This is a genomic window from Palleronia salina (genome assembly GCF_900141995.1).
In the GTDB taxonomy this organism is placed as follows: domain Bacteria; phylum Pseudomonadota; class Alphaproteobacteria; order Rhodobacterales; family Rhodobacteraceae; genus Palleronia; species Palleronia salina.
Genome location: NZ_FQZA01000003.1, coordinates 44,572 through 61,765 on the forward strand (window position 1 = coordinate 44,572; position 17,194 = coordinate 61,765).

The following is a 17,194-nucleotide window of genomic DNA, read 5'->3' on the forward strand; positions in this document are numbered from 1 at the left end:
GACCATGCCGAGCAACCGTATTGACACCGGGCTGTATTTCGACGCCGAGGCCCGCGAGATGGCCCGCCGCGACCGCGAGATGATCCCTCGCGGCCTGCTGATCGCGATGGTCAGCCTGGCGCTGGGGGCGCTGGCGCTGGCCACTTACGCGTCGGTCACTGACCGCGTCCCCTCGGCCCAGCCGGAGCCAGCCGCGGTTCTGGAAAGCCGCACCTTTTCGCTGGATGGCGACGGCGTGGCCGTCAGCGCCGTCCAGCCCGACGGCACCGTCCTTCTCGATACCGAGAACGGAGCCTTCATCGCCGTGGTTAACGATGCCCTAACGCGGGTGCGTCTAGTCCATGGAATCAAGGGCAATCCGCCCGTCACGCTGTCCCGTCTCGCCAACGGGCGGCTCGTGCTTTCAGACCCGGCCACGGGCTGGAGCGCCGAACTCACCTCCTTCGGGGCGGGCAATGCCCGTCACTGGGCGGTGCTGTTCGACAACTGAGAAAGGGAACCGACATGGGACTTCTGACTAGATACACCGAGACCGCGCCCTGCACGGTCGAGGTGGTGCATAAATTCGAGGAGCTGAGCGCGCATGTCCGGCTGGACAACGGCGCCACGATCAATCCCGGCGACAGCGTGCTGGTGCACGGCACGCCGGTGATGGCCCCCTGGGGCGAGGCGGTGAGCGAACAGCGCATGGCCACCATCACCCGCGCCAGCCTGATCGAGCGGCTGTGGACCCGCCTGACCGGCGATATGGAGTTCATGGAGTTGTGCGAGTTCTCGTTCTCGGACGAGACCCGCGCCACCGGCACCGGGGGGGTCGCGGCATGAACGTCCAGACCCAACCCGCCAGCCACACCGCCGACGCCACCACGGTCGAGGAGGGGCTTGCCATCCAGCAGGCCCAGTCGAAGTTCGACAGCAAGGCCGCGACCGACCTGGCGATGCAGAACACGCTGCTGACGCCGCGCTTCTACACCACCGATTTCGAGGAGCTCGACGCCATCGACGTCAGCCCGGTCCGCGCGGACTGGGACAAGCTGATGGAGCAGATGCGCAGCGACCCCAACAAGGGCCATTTCCGCAAGACCGAGGACTGGGACGCCGTCGATTGGGAAAACATGGACCCCGAGCTGAAGGCCGAGGCGCTGGATTTCCTGATCTCGTCCTGCACGGCCGAGTTCTCGGGCTGCGTGCTTTACAAGGAAATGAAGCGCCGCGGCACGAACGAGGACATCAAGGAGCTGTTTTCCTACATGTCCCGCGACGAGGCGCGGCACGCAGGTTTCATCAACGACGCCCTGCGCGAGGCGGGCGTGGCGGTGAACCTGGGCTTCCTGACGCGCGAGAAGAAATACACCTACTTCCGCCCCAAGTTCATCTACTACGCCACCTACCTGAGCGAGAAGATCGGCTACGCCCGGTACATCACGATCTACCGGCATCTCGAGGCGAACCCCGAGCATCGGTTCCACCCGATCTTCAAGTGGTTCCGCGAGTGGTGCAACGACGAGTTCAGCCATGGCGAGGCCTTCGCCCTGCTGATGCGCACCGATCCGAAGATCACCCAGAGCTTTGCCAACCGCCTGTGGATCCGGTTCTTCCTGACGGCGGTCTATTCGACCATGTGGGTGCGGGACCACGCGCGGCCGAAGTTCCACGAGGCGCTGGGCGTCGATATCGACTGGTACGACATGGAGGTCTTCCGCAAGACCAGCACCATCGCGCGCCAGGTGTTCCCGATCGAGCTGGACATCGACAACCCGCGGTTCCGGTCGGGCTGCGAGCGGATGAACCGCGCGGCCATCGCCATGGACGCGGCCAAGGCCCGCGGCGGTGTGGGCGGCCTGCTGGGACGGATCGCGGCGGGGGCCAACGCGGCCTTCGCTTTCGCCAATCTCTACACCATCCCGGTGAAGAAGAACGACGTGCCCGAGAACGTCCGGCTCGAGCCGGCGTTTTGAGGCGCGGTCCGATCCTTCTGCGGAGGGTCGGACCTGGAAGGAGGAGAGACGCTTGACCAACCCCTGGATCGCCGCGGCCCTGGCGCTGTTCGTCTGGTGGTTTTCCACCGGCGCGATCCTGTGGGCGGTCAAGCGCGCCGACGGGCGCGGGCCGGGCGCCCATGGCCGCGTGGTCCTGCTGGGCCTGCCGCTGCTGGTGGCGGGCGTGGCGGGCGTGATCCTGACGCGCAACAGCGTGGGCGCCCCCGCGCTTTACGGCGGGTTCCTGTCGGCGCTGGCCGTCTGGGGCTGGATCGAGATGGCCTTCCTGACCGGCACGGTCACGGGCCCCGGGCGCGGGCCGTTGCCGTTCTGCATGACGGAAGGCCAACGGTTCCGCGCGGCCTGGGCGGTGCTCGCGTGGCACGAGCTGCTTTTGCTGGCGGGCTTCGTGCTGGTGGCGCTGGCAACCTTCGGCGCGGCGAACGACCTGGCCTTCTGGACCTACGCGGTGCTGTTCTTCGCCCGCATCTCGGCCAAGCTGAACATCTTCCTGGGCGTGCCGCGCATCAATACCGAGTTCCTGCCCGCCCCGCTGGCGCACCTGCCCAGCTATTTCCGGCAGGGGCCGGTGAGCTGGCTGTTCCCACTGTCGATCCTTGTGCTGACGCTGGCCGTCTTCTGCTGGATTGAACGGCTGGCCGTCACGGGCGAGACGCGCTTCGCCCTGCTTCTGACCCTGACCGCGCTGGCCCTGGTCGAGCACTGGTTGATGGTGCTGCCGCTGCCCGACGCGAAACTCTGGCGCTGGATGATCCCGGCGCCGCGACCGACTGACGATTTGCCGAAAAGTGAGAAACGCCATGGATTTTGACGCGCTGTTCCGCACCCAGCTGGACGAGTTGAAGGACGAGGGGAACTACCGCGTCTTCGCCGACTTGGAACGGCGCTGCGGGGCGTTTCCCAAGGTGCGCAACCACGGGCCCGGGCCGGACAAGGTCACCGTCTGGTGTTCCAACGACTACCTGGGCATGGGCCAGCATCCGGACGTGGTGGCGGCCATGGTGGACACCGCGCGGAAATGTGGAACCGGCGCCGGCGGCACGCGCAACATCTCGGGCACCGCGCATCACCACGTGGCGCTGGAGTCGGAACTCGCGGACCTGCACGGGAAAGAGGACGCGCTGCTGTTCTCGTCCGGCTACGTTTCGAACTGGGCGGCGCTGGGCACGCTGGGCGCGCGGATCCCGAACGCGGTGATCCTGTCGGACGCGCTGAACCACGCCAGCATGATCGAGGGCATCCGCCATTCCCGCGCCGACAAGGTGATCTGGAAGCACAACGACCCCGAGGACCTGGACCGCAAGCTGGCGGCCTGCGGCGATCGGCCCAAGATCGTCGCCTTCGAGAGCGTCTATTCCATGGATGGCGACATCGCCCCCATCGCCGAGATCTGCGACGTGGCCGAGAAGCACGGCGCCATGACCTATATCGACGAGGTGCACGCGGTGGGCATGTACGGGCCCCGCGGCGGCGGCGTGGCCGAGCGCGAGGGGCTGATGCACCGCATCGACCTGATCGAGGGGACGCTGGGCAAGGCCTTCGGCACCTTCGGCGGCTATATCACCGGCTCGGCCTCGCTGTGCGATTTCATCCGCTCGTTCTCCAGCGGGTTCATCTTCACCACCGCCCTGCCGCCCGCCGTGGCGGCGGCGGCCACGGCGTCGATCCGGCATCTGAAATCCAGCGGGGTCGAGCGCGACATGCAGAAACGCCAGGTGGCCCAGCTGCGCGCCAAGCTGGACGCCCACGGCATCCCGCACCTGCCGAACCCAAGCCACATCATCCCGGTGATGATCAAGGACCCGGTCAAGTGCCGCATGATCAGCGACATCCTGATGGAGGATTGGGGGATCTACGTGCAGCCCATCAACTATCCCACCGTGCCCAAGGGGACCGAGCGGCTGCGCTTCACCCCCGGGCCGCTGCACAGCGATGCGGATATAGACCACCTGGTCGCCGCGCTGAACACGCTGTGGGGCCAGTGCGCCCTGGCCCGACGGGTGGCGTGACGTCGCATCGCGTTGATTGCCCGCGGGCCGTCTCTAACTCGTTCGTGGTAAGCGGGGCCGCCCGGCCCCCCAAGCCAGACGAAGAGTATGAGGACGTCAATGAAGATTACCCGTCGTAGCCTGATCGCCTCGGCCTCGGCCTCCGCCATCCTGTCGCCCGCCGCGCTGCGCGCGCAGGACAGCGAGCCCACGGTCCACGAGGTCGAGATGCTGAACCGCGACCCCGACACCGGCGATATCATGGTGTTCCGCCCGGCCGTCATCAAGGTGAGCCCCGGCGACACCGTGCGCTTCGTGGCCACCGACCGCGGCCACAACTCGGAAGCCTTCGACGATGCGGTGCCCGAGGGCGTCGAAGCCTGGAAGGGCAACATCAACGAAGAGTTCGAGATCACCCTCGATACCGAGGGCGCCTATGGCTATCACTGCACGCCGCACCTGTCCGCGGGCATGGTGGGCATCATCCTGGTGGGCGACAATGTCGACAATCTCGACGCGCTGCGGGACGTCCGCGTGCGCGGCCGCGCCAGCGCGCGCTGGGAAGACTATATCGCCCGGGCCGAGGAGATGATGGCCGAGACGGCCAGCTGATCGGCGATCGTCATGGGTCAAATGGCCTGACGGCGGCGGCGCGATTGCGCCGCCGTTTCCGTTTGTGCGGAAATTTTTCCGGCAAACCACTGGACTTGTGGCACATGTGCGCCATGCTCTGGACTCGGCGCGTCCGTATGTCGCGGGCGGCGGCCCCCTGGCTTGCGCCATGGTGGCACCGTTCGGGACGCTTTAGCGTGCATCAGTTCGGAGGATTCCATGAAGACCCACGTCACTACCGTCATTGCCGCGGCATTGCTGTCGGCACCCGCCTGGGCCGAGAGCCATGTCAGCGGCGACGCCGCCGCGGGCGAAAGCGTATTCAACCAGTGCCAGACCTGCCACGTGGTGCAGAACGAGGACGGCGAAACGCTGGCCGGTCGCAACGGGCGCCAGGGGCCGAACCTTTACGGCGTCGTCGGCCGCCAGGCCGGGACGGAGGACTTCCGCTATGGCGACTCGATCGTCGAGGCGGGCGAAGCCGGGCTGGTCTGGGACGAGGAGAGCCTGACCGCCTACCTGCAGGATCCGACCGGTTACCTGCGCGAGTATCTCGACGACAGCCGCGCGCGCGGCAAGATGAGCTACCGTGTGCGGTCCGAAGAGGACGCGAAGGATGTCATCGCCTTCCTCGCGCAGTACGGCCCCGAGGACAGCGGAAGCTGATCCGATCGCACAGCGACACGACCGAAAAGCCGCCCCTCGCCGGGCGGCTTTTTCCTTGGCGCCCGCGCGAGGATCTCAGAAGTAGCTGCGCACCAGCGCGGTCGAGATCAGGGTCCAGCCGTCGGCCACGGCGAAGAAGGCCAGCTTGAACGGCAGCGACACGATGGCCGGTGGCACCATCATCATCCCCATGGACATGAGCACGGCCGCGACCACCAGGTCGATGATGCGAAACGGCATGAAGATGAGAATTCGCTTTCCTCGGATTTGGGGACGCTTTTGCGCCCCAATGTCGTGTTGGCCTGCGCGTCGCGCGCGGGGCCGGGTGAAACGCCATTCTGACGGGGGCGGCCCGCGTTCCGGCCCGCCTGTCCTGCTGGACATGGCGACAAGATCGGCCGGAAGGGCTAAGGAAACGCTAATCCCGCAGGGGGCTTTGCGCCGGATTTGAGATTAACGCGGAGTATCGCCCAGCCGGATCACCGGCCCGCCGGCGGCCGCCGCGTCGTCGGCGTCGTGGGTGACCATGACCACGGGCAGAGACCGCGCGCGGGCGGTGTCGAACACCATGGCGCGGGTGCTTTCCCGCCGCGCGGCATCGAGCCGCGAGAACGCCTCGTCCAGCAGCAATGCGTGGGGATCGGCCAGCAGCATCCGCATCAGGGACACCCGGGCGCGCTGCCCGCCCGACACCGTGGCCGGATCGCGGTTCTCGAACCCCGCCAGACCGACCTCGTCCAGCGCGGCGGCGATGCGCTCGCGCCGCGCGGCCCTGTCGCCGCCCGCCAGCCCGAAGGCCAGGTTGCCGCCGACGCTGAGATGCGGGAACAGCAGATCGTCCTGGAAGAGGATGCCCATGCCGCGCCGGGCGGTGGGCAGACCGGTCACGTCGCGACCGTTCAGGATCACCCGGCCCCGCGCGGTGAACGCGGGATCGAGCGTGCCGATGAGGTAGGACAGCAGCGTCGACTTGCCCACGCCGGACGGCCCCATGACGGTCAGGACCGTGCCGGGCGCCACGTGACGGTCCAGCGCGATCAGGGGCTGGTCGCCCTTGCGGATCTCGACCGCCTGGATGGTCAGCCCCTCAGCCATGGAGCCCCCGGCGATTGCGCCACAGGACCAGGGGCAGCAGCGTGGCCAGCGCGAAGGGCAGCAGCGCGGCACCCGTCTGCGCCAGGGCGAACACGCCGATGGCGCGCCGGTCGCCGCCCGAGGCGAGCGCCACCGCCTCGGTCGTCAGGGTGGCGACCCGGCCGCCGCCGATCAGCAGCGTCGGCAGGTATTGCCCGACGCTGACCGCCGCGCCGACCGCCGCCGCGACCAGGATGGGGCGCAGGAGCATGGGCAGCCTGACCCGCAGGAACACGCGGCCGGGCGACGCGCCCAGCGCGGCGCCGACCGTTGCCTGCCGCGTGTCCCAGGCCCGCCACGGATCGCCCAGCGACAGGAACACGTAGGGCAGAACGAAGACCAGGTGCGCGGCAATGACCGGCAGCGCCCCGCGATCCGCGCCCAGCCGCAGCAGCAAGGTCTGGAGCCCGGGCAGGAAGGCGGTCTGCGGCACGATCAGCGGCAGGTAAAGCAGCCAGATCCCCGCGCGCCCGATGGGGCGGCCGCGGCGGAACTCGGCCTCGAGACAGCCGACGGTCAGCGCGACGGCAAGCGCGACCGCCACCAGCGCCACCAGCGCCGTGTCGCCCACCGCCGCGCCCAGCCCGTCGGCGTGGCGCATCCAGCTGCGCGCGGTCAGCGCCTCGGGCAAAGCGTCGGGAAACCGCCAGCCCGCCGCGACGGACCAGAGCGCCATGGCCGCGATCCCGCCGAGAACCGCCAGCGCCGACAGCGCGCCCAGCCCCAGCCCGAGCGGGCGCAGCGGGTCGAGCATCGCGCCGCGCCCGCCGCCCGTGGCCCAGGCGATGCCCCAGCGGAGCAGCGCGATCTCGCCCCCGCGCCACGCGGCGAGGGCCACCAGCACCAGGGCGAGCTGTAGCAGGGCCGCGGCCGAGGCCACCAGCCGCATGGACAGGTCCGGGTCCGACATCCAGCGCACGATCTGAACCGACAGGGTGGCGGGGGTCGAGGGGCCGAGGATCAGCGCCATGTCGACCACTGACATGGAGTAGGCCAGCACCACGAAGACGGGCAGGCGGATCTGGGCATAGACCGCCGGGAACACGACCTTGAGCCACCCGGCGATCCGGCCGTATCCCATGGCCTGCGCCGAGGTCAGCATGGCGCGCGCCCGCACCTGCCCCAGCGCGGCCAGCGTCATCAGCAGCAGGAACGGCACCTCTTTCGCGACCAGCCCGGCGGTCAGCGACAGGCCCCACGGGTCGCCCGGGATCAGCCAGTCGGGCGGGCGGTCCCAGCCGGTGATCCCCGGCGAGGCCAGTCGGGCCAGCCAGCCCGACGGCGCGATGAGGAAGGCGAGCCCCAGCGCCGCGGCGGCGTGGGGCACGGAAAGGAGCGGAGACAAGGCGCGCTCGATCCAGTTGAAGGGCCGCGTGCCCCACCAGCCGGCGACGATCAGCGTGACGATGGCCAACGATATCAGCGTGGCCAGAAGTCCCGTGACCAGCGACAGCCGGATCGAGTCGCCCAATCCCGGCCACGCCCCCAGCGCGCTCCAAGCCTCGAGCGACGGTCCGATGAAACCGGCGGCGGGCAGGTGCCCCATGGCGGGCAGCAGCGCGCCCCACAGCCCGGCCGCCACCGGGCCCAGCATCGCCAACAGCGTCAGCGTGGGTAGAAGGGCGAGCGGACGGGACAAGACCGGCCCCGGGGGCTCAGTTCACGCCGTAGCGGTCGATCCAGGCGTCCTGGATGGCGGTGGACCAGCTGGAATGGGGCTCGGGCAGGACCGTGCCCAGCTCGGCCGGCGACAGGGTGGCGATCCCCAGGTCGAGATCCGCGAAGGCCTGCCGCATCTCGGGCGACAGCGCCGCCATGTCCAGAACCGTGCCGTAGCCCAGGATATCGGGCGTCTGCGCGCGCAGTTGCGCCTCGGGCGAAAGAAGAAGGTTCGCCACGACCATGGCGCCTTCCTTGGCGCCCGAGTTGAAGGGGATCGCCACGAAGCTCGCATTGCCGATGGTGCCGCCCTCGGGGACGAAGGTGCGGATCGTGTCGGGCAGCTGGAAGTTGGCGATGGCGGCCGAAGCCTCGGACGGCGACAGCGACGGTGCGATGTCGATCTCTTCGTCGGTAAGCAGCTGGAACTGCGCCGGGCCCGAGGTCGGGTAGGCGTCACCGCCGCGCCAGAGGTTCGGCTGCAGCGCGTCGAGATAGTCCCACAGCGGCGCGGTGACGGCGTCGAAATCGGCCTGGTCCACCGGCGATTGCAACGCGTCGCTGTCCACCTGGCTGACCAGCACCTGTTTCAGGAAGGTCACGCCGAGAAAATCGGGCGGCTGGGGATAGGTGAAGCGGCCCGGGTTGGCCGCGGCCCAGTCCAGAAGCCCGTCCATGTCCGCGGGCGGCTCGGCATCGGCGCTGTCGTACATGAAAACGAACTGCGCCTTGGCCCAGGGGCTTTCCATGCCGTCCACCGGGGTGCCGAAATCGGTGGTGATCGCCTCGTCCTCGGCGACGAGGTCATAGTTCGGCAACTGGGTGGCGAAGGGGCCGAACAGCAGGTCGGCGTCCTTCATCGCGGCGAAGTTGGCCCCGTTGATCCAGATCATGTCGACCGCGCTGTCGTCGGTCTGGCCCGCCTCGCGCTCGGACAGGACACGGGTGACGGCGTCGGCGGTGTCGGTCAGTTTCACGTGTTCCAGCGTCACGCCATGGCGCTCGGCCGCCTGCTCGCCCAGCCAGGCGATGAAGTCGTTGGTCTGGGTCGATCCGCCCCAGGCATGCCAGTAGACCGTCTGCCCCTCGGCGGCCGCGAGCACGCTGTCCCAGTCGGACGGATCGGGCGCGGTCTGACCCGAGGCAAGCCCCGGAGCGAGGGAGGCGAGGGCGGCAAGAAGCAGACGCATGGGCATACCTTTCAGGGGTCGTGTCAGGAATGGAACAGGTGATGGGCGGTGCGCAGGCGCAGGACCGCCGTGGCCAGACTTAGCGCGCCGAAGATCCAGGCCAGCGGCGCGAAATACATTGGAAGCAGGCAGATCAGGACGAAGAAGCCGATGGTTTCGAACCCTTCGAGCAGCCCGTTCGAGTAGAAAAGCGATTTCTCGCCCTGCGCGTCGGTCTCGATCCCGTGCTTTTCGGCCAGGATGGCGAAGCCCAGGAAGCTCGTGCCGTTCACGTAGAAACTGGCCAGCAGGAAGGCCGCGGCGACGGCGTTCGTGGCCGGGTCCGCCACGGCGAAGGCGAGCGGGATCGCCCCGTAGAAGGCGAAATCGGCGACGATATCCAGGTATCCGCCGAAGTCGGTCTTGCGGCTTGCCCGCGCGACGGCCCCGTCCAGCCCGTCGGCAAGGCGCGAGGCCAGCAGCGGCAGCAGGGCGATGAGGTAGGCTTCGACGGCGATGCAGACAGCAGCAAGCAGGCCCAGGCCCAGGCCCGCCAAAGTCACGGCGTTCGCACCGATGCCCGCCTGCGCCACGCGCGCGCCCAACCGGTTCAGCGGAGGGTCGATGATCGGTCTGATACGGGCGTCGAACACGGTGCCGGCTCCTCCTTGTGGCGAAGGTATGCCAAGCGGCACCGCACGTGGCAATCACTGTGCCGCAAAAGTGAGCAGGGCACCCCAATCGTTTCAAATGGCGCCGTTATAGGCGATTCAGGCCCGTTTCTGCAGCCGGTTTTCCGGGGGGCGAATGACCTCGCGCGTGCCGTTGGCCGCATAGGCATGGATATCGCGCCCGCGCCGGATCGCGTCGAGCCGATCGCGCGCGGCCTCGATCCCGCGCGCGGCCGCGTCCACCAGTGCTTGGTTGCGGTCTGCCTTCCGGCGCAGCGTTTCGACTTCGTCGGCGGTGGGCTGGCGCGCCTGCAACGCGGCGATCAGCCGTTCCTTGGCATCGGCCAGATCCGCGGCCCCGCGCACGTCGCCTCGCCGCAGGAAGTCGCGTTCCCGGTCCAGCAGGGCAACCATGCGACGGTAGGGGCCGTCAAACATTGCGGGCCTCTCGTTTCATGAGCGCATCGAAGATCTGTTCCGTCAGCCCGATACCGCCTGCCTCGACCAATTGCCGTGCCCGCTCGTCTCGCATCAGGGACGCGAACTGGTCCTCGCCCGCGCCCCCGCCGAACGGTCCGGCCTGCGGTGCGAGACCAGCATCCTTCAGCATCAGCGACAGGAACGTCGCCTCAAGCGCCATGGCGGTTTCGCGCAGCTCTGCCCGGCGCGCGGACTCGACCGCTGGCGGGCTCGAAGGCGGGGAAACTGGAATCGGTGTCATCGGCGTCTCCTTGCGTCTCGACGTCAGAAAATCCGATGGCGGTAAAGAAAAGGTAAGCTTTTGCGCGGAGTCTTGTTCCCAGCGAGAGGACGGAACTCCAATGGTTCAGATCGAGACAATCGCATCGCAAGGCGCGCCGGTTCGGCCTCCCCGGTCCGACGCGCTACGCGGCGACGTGGCGGGTTTCCATCGGCTGATTGACCAATCCGGCGACCAGCGAACGTGGCATGATGCGGAACATCGCGGCAGCGGCGCGAAAACCGGCCGAGGCGCGCCAGCGGGCGACGCGCGCGGCCCGGCCGACACGGCTTCTGCGCCCGCGCGCGATGCGGCGTCGCCGGATCTTCCCGCGGCGGACCCCGCCGATGGGGACGCCCCGTCGGAAACCGTCGCGCGTGTCCCCGCCCCACTGGAGTCAGACGTCGAGGCGGCCGTTCGGGCCCTGATCGGTGGACCGCGACCCGACGAGGGAAGTCCGGTCGACATCGGTGAGGAAAGCACGTCAGCCAGGCAACCGCATCCGGACGGGCCGCGGGACCCCGGGCAGAACCATGTTTCGGAACAGGGGGCGGACCAAGGCGGGCCCGCTGATCTGCAAATCCCCGATGGGCTGCCCGAGACGGCGACCCCCTTGGCTCCCGCGCAAACGCAGGCAATGGCGTTGCCCCGGTCGCAGCAGGCCGAGGTGAGCACGGTCCGATGGGACGTCGCCACCCCGCAACTTCAGGCGCCGAAGGCCGCAGGCGCGTCCGTGCAGGTGTCCGTCTCCACATCCCCGACGCTATTGGGCAACCCGGACGACACCAAGTCCGCCAAGACCCGGAAGCTCGTTTCCGACCCCGCCGAGTTCGCTAGAAAAGTGCCGGCGTTGAACCGGATCCAAAGGGCCGGCGGCGATGCCGCCGCGGCTGCCCGGGTTGTCGACGACGGGCGCTTGATGATCCGGCCAACCTCGGCTGCGACGATCGACGACGTCATGGCGAAGGCCGACGGACTGATCCCTAAGACCGCGGAATCCGCAGCCACCAAGGCCGGGACCATCCGGCCGGAAGTCACTACTTCCGGGCTCTCAGCCAGCCCGACGCCACCTGCGCGGGCCGTCGAAAGCGGGAAGATTCCATCACCCTCCGGGCAAGGCGGTTTTGCGGCGCAGCGCGGAGACGCTGTGCCTCTCGGGGCCACGGCACGTGCTGATGTGCCGATGACGGCCGGTCGTGAAACCCGGACGGTGTCAGTTCGCCCAGAAGCTTCCACGATGACCGTGGGCCCCAGCGTGTCCACGAAGGCTCCGGCGGTCGGCTCGCCAGGCCCCGACCAAGACATCGCACGGGCCGGGGGGGCTGTTCACCAGGGCGGCCCGTTGGGTTTTGCTCGTGATGCCGCCCGTCAGGAGGAACCTTCGGGCGCGATGTCATCCCGCGCCTCGGCATTCGCCGCGGACCCGGATGGACGAGCGGCGGCCCTCCCCTCCGGTCGGGGCGCCGCCAAGCTGACATTCCAATCCGCGCCTCCAACCGGATCGGAAACCCGCGATCTTGGGCCATCGGTCAAGGCGGTGTCCGAGCCGGGCGATACGCGATTGCAGGGCGGAATTCCGCCCGCTGCGCCCGGCCACGGCCGCATCGAAGCCTCACCGGCAGTGATGCAGGCCATGGATCCGTCGAATACCGCTGCGCCGGGAGATCATGGTAACACGGTCCCGTCACGAGGGATGATCGCGCAGGATGACCGGGTTCTGGCGAGCGACGTCACGGTCGGCGCAGAACGCCCGGCCCGTTCCGAGCCTGCACCCGCGGCCACACCGTCCGCCACGCCCAACGCGACGGCGCCCCGGCCCGTACCGGCACAGATCGCGGTGGCCGTGGCGTCCGCGTCGCCCGGGACCTCGTCGATCGAGCTGTCCCTCGCGCCCGAGGAACTCGGGCGCGTCACGATCACGCTGAACCGCGGCGAGGCGGGCCTGTCGGTCGTCCTTCTGGCCGAACGGGACGACACGATGGCGATGCTGCGCCGCCACGGCGAGCAATTGCGCGAGGCATTCACGGCTTTGGATCAAGGCAGCGTCGACATTTCCTTCGCCGGCGGGGGCGCTGGCCCCGAGCGACGGCGCGATGAGACCGGGCCGCGGTCCGAAGCAGGGCCGTCCGACCTGCCGGGCCATGCGGTCGCGGCCCAACCCAAAAGCCGGCTCGGCGCCCCGGACGGCCGTCTCGACTTGCGGATGTAGGAGAAGAAGATGATGGATCTCGGTCCCGTTTCGACCCGGAACTCGGGCGCACAGGCACAAAGCGGCTCCCAGGCCGCCGCCGCGGCGGACAAGCTCAGCTCGGATTTCGAGACATTCCTGCGGTTGCTCACGACCCAGATCAGCAGCCAGGACCCGCTGGACCCCATGAAGCCCGAGCAGTTCGCCTCCCAACTCGCCACGTTCTCGACGGTCGAGCAGAGCGTTCGGACCAACGATCTGCTGGAGCGTATCCTTGCCGGGCAGGGCGCGGGCGGATCCGGCGACCTGGCGGGCTGGATCGGCCGCGAGGCACGGGCGCCGATGGCGACCCGCTTCGATGGGGCGCCGGTGACGCTGCACCCCGCACCGGCCGCCTCGGGCCAGCGTCACGCGCTGGTGGTGCTGGATGCGTCGGGATCCGAGATCGACCGCCTCGCGATCGACGGCAGCGGTGACCCGGTGACCTGGGACGGCCGACTGCGAACCGGCGGCAGGGCGCCCGACGGGATCTATCGCTTCGTCACCGAAAGCTATGAGGGCGAAAACCTGACCGCCAGCGCGACCGCCGAGACCTATGCCCGCGTGTCCGAAGTGCGATTCGCGCCCGACGGCGCGCGGTTGCTGTTCGCCGGCGGTGTCGAGATCGGCATCGAAGACGCGACCGCCCTGCGCGCGTTGGAGTAGGGTCGCACTGTTCCACCGGGCTGAAAGTGCCGGTTAGCGCAGGCCGGCTCTGCGACAGCCTGAGGCAAGGATGTCGGTAGAGCTGTCCGGGAAGTGTTTGGCTGAAGAGCGTCGAGACAAGATCGGGACGCGCCGGCTTCACGATGCCGCGAGAGTGCGGCCTCTCCGCGATGCGGCGTGAGGCGGCGTCAGGCGGGGGAGGCGGCCGGTAAAGCCGCGTCCGCGGAGGCGCGAGACGTGGCGCACGAGGGCCTGCATTCCGTCATTGGCCAAGGCGCGGGGTACGTGACGTGCCGCGGTCGATGGACGGCGGGTCATCAAAACCCTTGGCATTTCCAACGAGGATCTCGATTGCTCGGCTCTGACAGTGGTCCTCCCCGGTCCGCACGGGAATGCCTGTCGAATCGGGTGGCATGGCGATAGCTAGGCGCCATGCGCCCGCCCGGACCACGACACGCCACCACGGACTGCCACGCGCCCGCGCTGGCGGGTTGGCTGACCGAGCGCGGTCTGGTGTCGGCGGAGAGCCGATGGACGCGCTTGCCGGCCGGGCGCAGCAACCGCGTGTGGCGCCTGGATCCGCCGGTCGGCGCGCCGTTGATCTGCAAGCTGGGCCTGCCCGACCACGCCACGCCGATCTTCCCCAATGACCCGGCGGCCGAGGCGGCGGCGCTGGATCACCTGGCCCGAACCGGCCTTGCGCCCGCACCGGTGGCCGCCATTGCGTCACCCTGGGGGCCGGTGCTGATGATGGAGGAATTGGCCGTCACCGGCCCCGCGACGCCCGCCGCGGTCGGCGCGGCGCTGGCCCGACTTCACCGGGTTCCGGTGATGCCGGAAACGCGAAAGCTTCTGCTGGACGGCGCAAGTCTGCTGGCGGAAGCGGAGGCGATGCTGGACACCGCGCCGCCGGTGTTGAGAGCCACGATCAGCGCCAAGCGTCCCGACACCCCCGCGCCTGAAACCGGGGCCATCGGGCTGCTGCACGGAGACCCGGCACCGGACAACGTGTTGGCGACGGCGGCGGGCATCCGGTTCGTCGATTGGCAGTGCCCGGCCACGGGCGACCCGGTGTTCGACCTGGCCTGTTTCGCGGCGCCCTCGATGCGATTGGCGGCGGGCGTCGATCCGCTCTCCGACGACGAGCTAGACGATCTGCTGCGTGGCTACGAAAATGGCGCGGTCGCGGCGCGGTTCAAACGCTGGCGGGCCTGCCTGTCCTACCGGTTCGCGGCGCATGCCGCCTGGCGGGTGGCGCATGGCCACCCGGATTACGCGGCGGGCGCGCGGGCCGAGATCGACCTGCTAGAGCATCTGGCCCGCTAGCACCCCGATCCCCATGGCCCCCAGCGTCAGGGCGGCGCCCACCACGATCCAGGGCAGGCGGGCGGGGCGCGGCGGTTCGGCCGGGCGGGATTGCGCAATCAGCGCGGCCTCGGCCATGCCGGGCAGCTTGGGGCCGAAACGGGCGAGCACCACGGCGGTCTTGCGCAGGTCGCGGACAAGTGCCTTGGGCCCGATATTGTCGCGGATGTATTCCTCGACCACCGGGCGGGCGACCTCCCAGATGTTGATCTGCGGGTTCAGCGAGCGCGACACGCCCTCGACCACTACCATCGTGCGTTGCAGAAGGATCAGCTCGGTCCGGGTTTCCATGCCGAACCGCTCGGTCACCTCGAAGAGATACGACAGCAGCCGGCCCATGGAGATACGGCTGGCATCCATGCCGAAGATCGGCTCGCCGACCGAGCGCAGGGCGCGGGCGAATTCGTCCACGTCGCGGTCCGCGGGGACGTAGCCGGCTTCGAAATGCACCTCGGCCACGCGCTTGTAATCCTTGCGGATGAAGCCGAACAGGATCTCGGCGTAGACGCGACGGGTGTATTCATCCAGCCGCCCCATGATCCCGAAATCCAGCGCGATGATGTCGCCGTCGGGCGCGATCTTGAGGTTCCCCTGGTGCATGTCGGCGTGGAAGAACCCGTCGCGCAGGGCGTGTTTCAGGAACAGCTGCAGCACCCGTTCGCCCAGGGCGCGCCGGTCGTGGCCCGCGGCCTCGATGGCGGCGATGTCGTTGGCGGGAACGCCCTCGGCCCAGCCAAGCGTCATCACGCGGCGCGCCGAGGCGCCCCAGATGATGGCGGGCACGCGGAAGCCTTCGTCGGCCTCGGTGTTGGCGGCGAACTCGGCCAGGGCGCTGCTTTCCATGCGCAGATCCAGCTCGCCCTGAACGACGCCGTCGAAATGCCGGATCACGTCCATGGGTTTCAGCCGGCGGGCCTGTGGGGCCAGCAGGTCGACGATCCGCGCGGCGAGGTAGAAGGCATCGACGTCCTTGCGGAAGGCGCGTTCAATGCCCGGGCGCAGCACCTTCACCGCGACCTCCTGCCCCGTTTCGGCCAGCCGGGCGCGGTGCACCTGGGCGATGGACGCGGCGGCAACCGGTTCCGAGAAGCTGGAGAACAGGGTGTCGGTTTCGATCTCGAGCGCGCGTTCGACGGCCTCGCGCGCCTCGGACAGCGGGAAGGGCGGCAACTTGTCCTGCAGCACCCGCAACTGCGCGGCCAGCTCGTCGCCGACCACGTCGGGCCGGGTCGACAGCACCTGCCCGAACTTGATGTAGGCGGGACCCAGGGCCGTCAGCGCGCGGGTGGCGGGGGGCTGCGAGGGGTCGCCCTTGTAGCCCAGCCACTTGAACGGCCAGCCGAGGATGCGCGCGGCCAACCGAACCGAGGGCGGCGCCGAGAACGCCTCGAGCACTACAGGCATGGCGCCCGTGCGCTCCAGCGTGGCGCCCGTGCGAACGAGGCGCCAGATGTTGTGGGGTCCGCGCACGTCCTAGAGCTTCCAGCCGGAGTGAAGCGCCGCGATACCCATGGACAGGTTGCGATAGCGCACCTGCTCGAACCCCGCGTCGCCGATCATGTTGGCGAAGGTTTCCTGATCGGGGAAACGGCGGATCGATTCGACCAGGTACTGATAGCTGTCCCGATCGCCGGCGATGACCTGCCCCATGCGCGGGATGATGTTGAAGGAATAGAGATCGTAGATCCGCTGCATCATGTCGTTGGGGATCTGGCTGAACTCCAGCACCATCAGCCGCCCGCCCGGCTTGAGGACGCGGAACGCCTCGGACAGCGCATCGGGGATGCGGGTGACGTTCCGGATGCCGAAGCTGATCGTGTAGGTGTCAAAGCTGTTGTCGTCGAAGGGCAGCGCCATGGCGTCGCCCACCACCCAGTCGAGCTTGTCACCCAGCGCCTCGGCTTCGGCGCGCTTGCGCCCCTCGACCAGCATGGGCTCGGTCAGGTCCAGCACCACGGCGCTTGCGCCCGGCGCACGGCCGAGGAAGCGGAACGCGATGTCGCCTGTGCCGCCCGCCACGTCCAGAAGCCGCTGGCCGGGCCGGGGCGCCAGCCAGTCCATCATGGCGTCCTTCCAGAGGCGGTGAATGCCCACGGACATGACGTCGTTCATCACGTCGTATTTCGACGCCACCGAGGAAAAGACGCCGTGCACCCGGCCCGCCTTTTCCGATTCTGGCACGGTCTGGTAGCCGAAATGGGTGGTGCTGTCGTCGCGTCCGTCGCTCATCAGTTGCGCCCTTCGTGGTTCCGTATTGCCATATAGCCCGACGGCCTCGATATAACGACCCGCCCGAAA

18 protein-coding genes and 1 pseudogene are annotated in these 17,194 nt (G+C 68.8%); 10 read left to right on the forward strand and 9 right to left on the reverse strand.

Annotation, left to right across the window (positions count from 1 at the left end; genetic code table 11):
- The first annotated feature begins 4 nt into the window (after nt 1-4).
- From puhC to BUB76_RS05565, 7 genes are all read left to right on the forward strand, one after another.
- A complete protein-coding gene (gene puhC, locus BUB76_RS05535) occupies nt 5-490 on the forward strand; it encodes a photosynthetic complex assembly protein PuhC (RefSeq protein WP_084140556.1) in 486 nt (161 codons plus the stop codon).
- A gap of 14 nt (nt 491-504) precedes the next feature.
- Nucleotides 505-825, forward strand: a complete 321-nt coding sequence (locus BUB76_RS05540) for an O2-dependent cyclase accessory protein (protein ID WP_073127648.1) — start codon at nt 505-507, stop codon at nt 823-825.
- A complete protein-coding gene (acsF, locus tag BUB76_RS05545) occupies nt 822-1,958 on the forward strand; it encodes a magnesium-protoporphyrin IX monomethyl ester (oxidative) cyclase (RefSeq protein ID WP_084140557.1) in 1,137 nt (378 codons plus the stop codon). Before BUB76_RS05540 ends, acsF begins: the two co-directional genes overlap by 4 nt.
- Nucleotides 1,959-2,010: 52 nt before the next feature.
- Complete coding sequence (gene puhE, locus BUB76_RS05550; protein ID WP_073127649.1) at nt 2,011-2,811, forward strand: putative photosynthetic complex assembly protein PuhE; 801 nt, start codon at nt 2,011-2,013, stop codon at nt 2,809-2,811.
- Complete coding sequence (hemA, locus tag BUB76_RS05555) at nt 2,801-4,009, forward strand: 5-aminolevulinate synthase (RefSeq protein WP_073127651.1); 1,209 nt, start codon at nt 2,801-2,803, stop codon at nt 4,007-4,009. Before puhE ends, hemA begins: the two co-directional genes overlap by 11 nt.
- A 99-nt stretch (nt 4,010-4,108) precedes the next feature.
- On the forward strand, nt 4,109-4,600 hold the full coding sequence (locus tag BUB76_RS05560) for a pseudoazurin (RefSeq protein WP_084140558.1): 492 nt from the start codon (nt 4,109-4,111) through the stop codon (nt 4,598-4,600).
- 219 nt (nt 4,601-4,819) lie between these two features.
- Nucleotides 4,820-5,266 (forward strand): c-type cytochrome, encoded by a 447-nt coding sequence (locus BUB76_RS05565; protein ID WP_073127654.1) that lies wholly within the window; start codon nt 4,820-4,822, stop codon nt 5,264-5,266.
- Nucleotides 5,267-5,341: 75 nt separating this feature from the next.
- On the opposite strand, the pseudogene BUB76_RS05570 reads toward BUB76_RS05565, so the two are convergent.
- The 7 genes and pseudogenes from BUB76_RS05570 to BUB76_RS05600 form a co-directional block, all read right to left on the reverse strand.
- Nucleotides 5,342-5,515, reverse strand: a pseudogene (locus BUB76_RS05570) (flagellar type III secretion system pore protein FliP); the annotation flags it as partial.
- 204 nt (nt 5,516-5,719) lie between these two features.
- Nucleotides 5,720-6,361 carry an ATP-binding cassette domain-containing protein gene (locus BUB76_RS05575; protein WP_073127656.1) on the reverse strand — a complete coding sequence of 214 codons (642 nt, stop codon included), beginning with the start codon at nt 6,359-6,361 and terminating at the stop codon, nt 5,720-5,722.
- Nucleotides 6,354-7,994, reverse strand: a complete 1,641-nt coding sequence (locus BUB76_RS05580) for an ABC transporter permease (protein ID WP_073127658.1) — start codon at nt 7,992-7,994, stop codon at nt 6,354-6,356. Before BUB76_RS05580 ends, BUB76_RS05575 begins: the two co-directional genes overlap by 8 nt.
- Before the next feature lie 61 nt (nt 7,995-8,055).
- A complete protein-coding gene (locus BUB76_RS05585; protein ID WP_073127660.1) occupies nt 8,056-9,249 on the reverse strand; it encodes an ABC transporter substrate-binding protein in 1,194 nt (397 codons plus the stop codon).
- Between the two features lie 23 nt (nt 9,250-9,272).
- Nucleotides 9,273-9,881, reverse strand: coding sequence for a CDP-alcohol phosphatidyltransferase family protein (locus BUB76_RS05590; RefSeq protein WP_073127661.1), 609 nt, complete (start codon nt 9,879-9,881; stop codon nt 9,273-9,275).
- A gap of 117 nt (nt 9,882-9,998) precedes the next feature.
- Nucleotides 9,999-10,337: a hypothetical protein gene (locus tag BUB76_RS05595; RefSeq protein ID WP_084140559.1), complete on the reverse strand. Its 339-nt coding sequence runs from the start codon at nt 10,335-10,337 to the stop codon at nt 9,999-10,001.
- Complete coding sequence (locus BUB76_RS05600; RefSeq protein WP_073127666.1) at nt 10,330-10,620, reverse strand: rod-binding protein; 291 nt, start codon at nt 10,618-10,620, stop codon at nt 10,330-10,332. The genes BUB76_RS05595 and BUB76_RS05600 overlap by 8 nt, the downstream gene beginning before the upstream one ends.
- A 100-nt stretch (nt 10,621-10,720) precedes the next feature.
- On the opposite strand from BUB76_RS05600, the gene BUB76_RS17330 reads away from it, so the two are divergent.
- The 3 genes from BUB76_RS17330 (at nt 10,721) to BUB76_RS05620 (ending at nt 14,857) form a co-directional block, all read left to right on the forward strand.
- Nucleotides 10,721-12,847 carry a flagellar hook-length control protein FliK gene (locus tag BUB76_RS17330; protein ID WP_139250788.1) on the forward strand — a complete coding sequence of 709 codons (2,127 nt, stop codon included), beginning with the start codon at nt 10,721-10,723 and terminating at the stop codon, nt 12,845-12,847.
- Nucleotides 12,848-12,856: 9 nt separating this feature from the next.
- Complete coding sequence (locus BUB76_RS05615; RefSeq protein WP_073127672.1) at nt 12,857-13,531, forward strand: flagellar hook capping FlgD N-terminal domain-containing protein; 675 nt, start codon at nt 12,857-12,859, stop codon at nt 13,529-13,531.
- 432 nt (nt 13,532-13,963) lie between these two features.
- Nucleotides 13,964-14,857, forward strand: a complete 894-nt coding sequence (locus BUB76_RS05620; protein WP_073127674.1) for an aminoglycoside phosphotransferase family protein — start codon at nt 13,964-13,966, stop codon at nt 14,855-14,857.
- Here the strand turns inward: BUB76_RS05620 and ubiB are convergent.
- Complete coding sequence (gene ubiB, locus BUB76_RS05625) at nt 14,837-16,366, reverse strand: 2-polyprenylphenol 6-hydroxylase (RefSeq protein ID WP_073127676.1); 1,530 nt, start codon at nt 16,364-16,366, stop codon at nt 14,837-14,839. The two genes, BUB76_RS05620 and ubiB, sit on opposite strands and share 21 nt — an antisense overlap.
- A gap of 3 nt (nt 16,367-16,369) precedes the next feature.
- Nucleotides 16,370-17,125 (reverse strand): bifunctional demethylmenaquinone methyltransferase/2-methoxy-6-polyprenyl-1,4-benzoquinol methylase UbiE, encoded by a 756-nt coding sequence (gene ubiE / locus BUB76_RS05630; protein ID WP_073127678.1) that lies wholly within the window; start codon nt 17,123-17,125, stop codon nt 16,370-16,372.
- Between the last annotated feature and the right edge of the window lie 69 nt (nt 17,126-17,194).

What these genes read in the sequence shown, in the direction of transcription:
- puhC (WP_084140556.1), top strand. Translation starts at nt 5, where the DNA reads ATGCCGAGCAACCGTATTGACACCGGGCTGTATTTCGACGCCGAGGCC.
- BUB76_RS05540 (WP_073127648.1), top strand. Translation starts at nt 505, where the DNA reads ATGGGACTTCTGACTAGATACACCGAGACCGCGCCCTGCACGGTCGAG.
- acsF (WP_084140557.1), top strand. Translation starts at nt 822, where the DNA reads ATGAACGTCCAGACCCAACCCGCCAGCCACACCGCCGACGCCACCACG.
- hemA (WP_073127651.1), top strand. Translation starts at nt 2,801, where the DNA reads ATGGATTTTGACGCGCTGTTCCGCACCCAGCTGGACGAGTTGAAGGAC.
- BUB76_RS05560 (WP_084140558.1), top strand. Translation starts at nt 4,109, where the DNA reads ATGAAGATTACCCGTCGTAGCCTGATCGCCTCGGCCTCGGCCTCCGCC.
- BUB76_RS05565 (WP_073127654.1), top strand. Translation starts at nt 4,820, where the DNA reads ATGAAGACCCACGTCACTACCGTCATTGCCGCGGCATTGCTGTCGGCA.
- BUB76_RS05575 (WP_073127656.1), bottom strand. Translation starts at nt 6,361, where the DNA reads ATGGCTGAGGGGCTGACCATCCAGGCGGTCGAGATCCGCAAGGGCGAC.
- BUB76_RS05580 (WP_073127658.1), bottom strand. Translation starts at nt 7,994, where the DNA reads ATGCTGGGCCCGGTGGCGGCCGGGCTGTGGGGCGCGCTGCTGCCCGCC.
- BUB76_RS05585 (WP_073127660.1), bottom strand. Translation starts at nt 9,249, where the DNA reads ATGCGTCTGCTTCTTGCCGCCCTCGCCTCCCTCGCTCCGGGGCTTGCC.
- BUB76_RS05595 (WP_084140559.1), bottom strand. Translation starts at nt 10,337, where the DNA reads ATGTTTGACGGCCCCTACCGTCGCATGGTTGCCCTGCTGGACCGGGAA.
- BUB76_RS05600 (WP_073127666.1), bottom strand. Translation starts at nt 10,620, where the DNA reads ATGACACCGATTCCAGTTTCCCCGCCTTCGAGCCCGCCAGCGGTCGAG.
- BUB76_RS17330 (WP_139250788.1), top strand. Translation starts at nt 10,721, where the DNA reads ATGGTTCAGATCGAGACAATCGCATCGCAAGGCGCGCCGGTTCGGCCT.
- BUB76_RS05615 (WP_073127672.1), top strand. Translation starts at nt 12,857, where the DNA reads ATGATGGATCTCGGTCCCGTTTCGACCCGGAACTCGGGCGCACAGGCA.
- BUB76_RS05620 (WP_073127674.1), top strand. Translation starts at nt 13,964, where the DNA reads ATGCGCCCGCCCGGACCACGACACGCCACCACGGACTGCCACGCGCCC.
- ubiE (WP_073127678.1), bottom strand. Translation starts at nt 17,125, where the DNA reads ATGAGCGACGGACGCGACGACAGCACCACCCATTTCGGCTACCAGACC.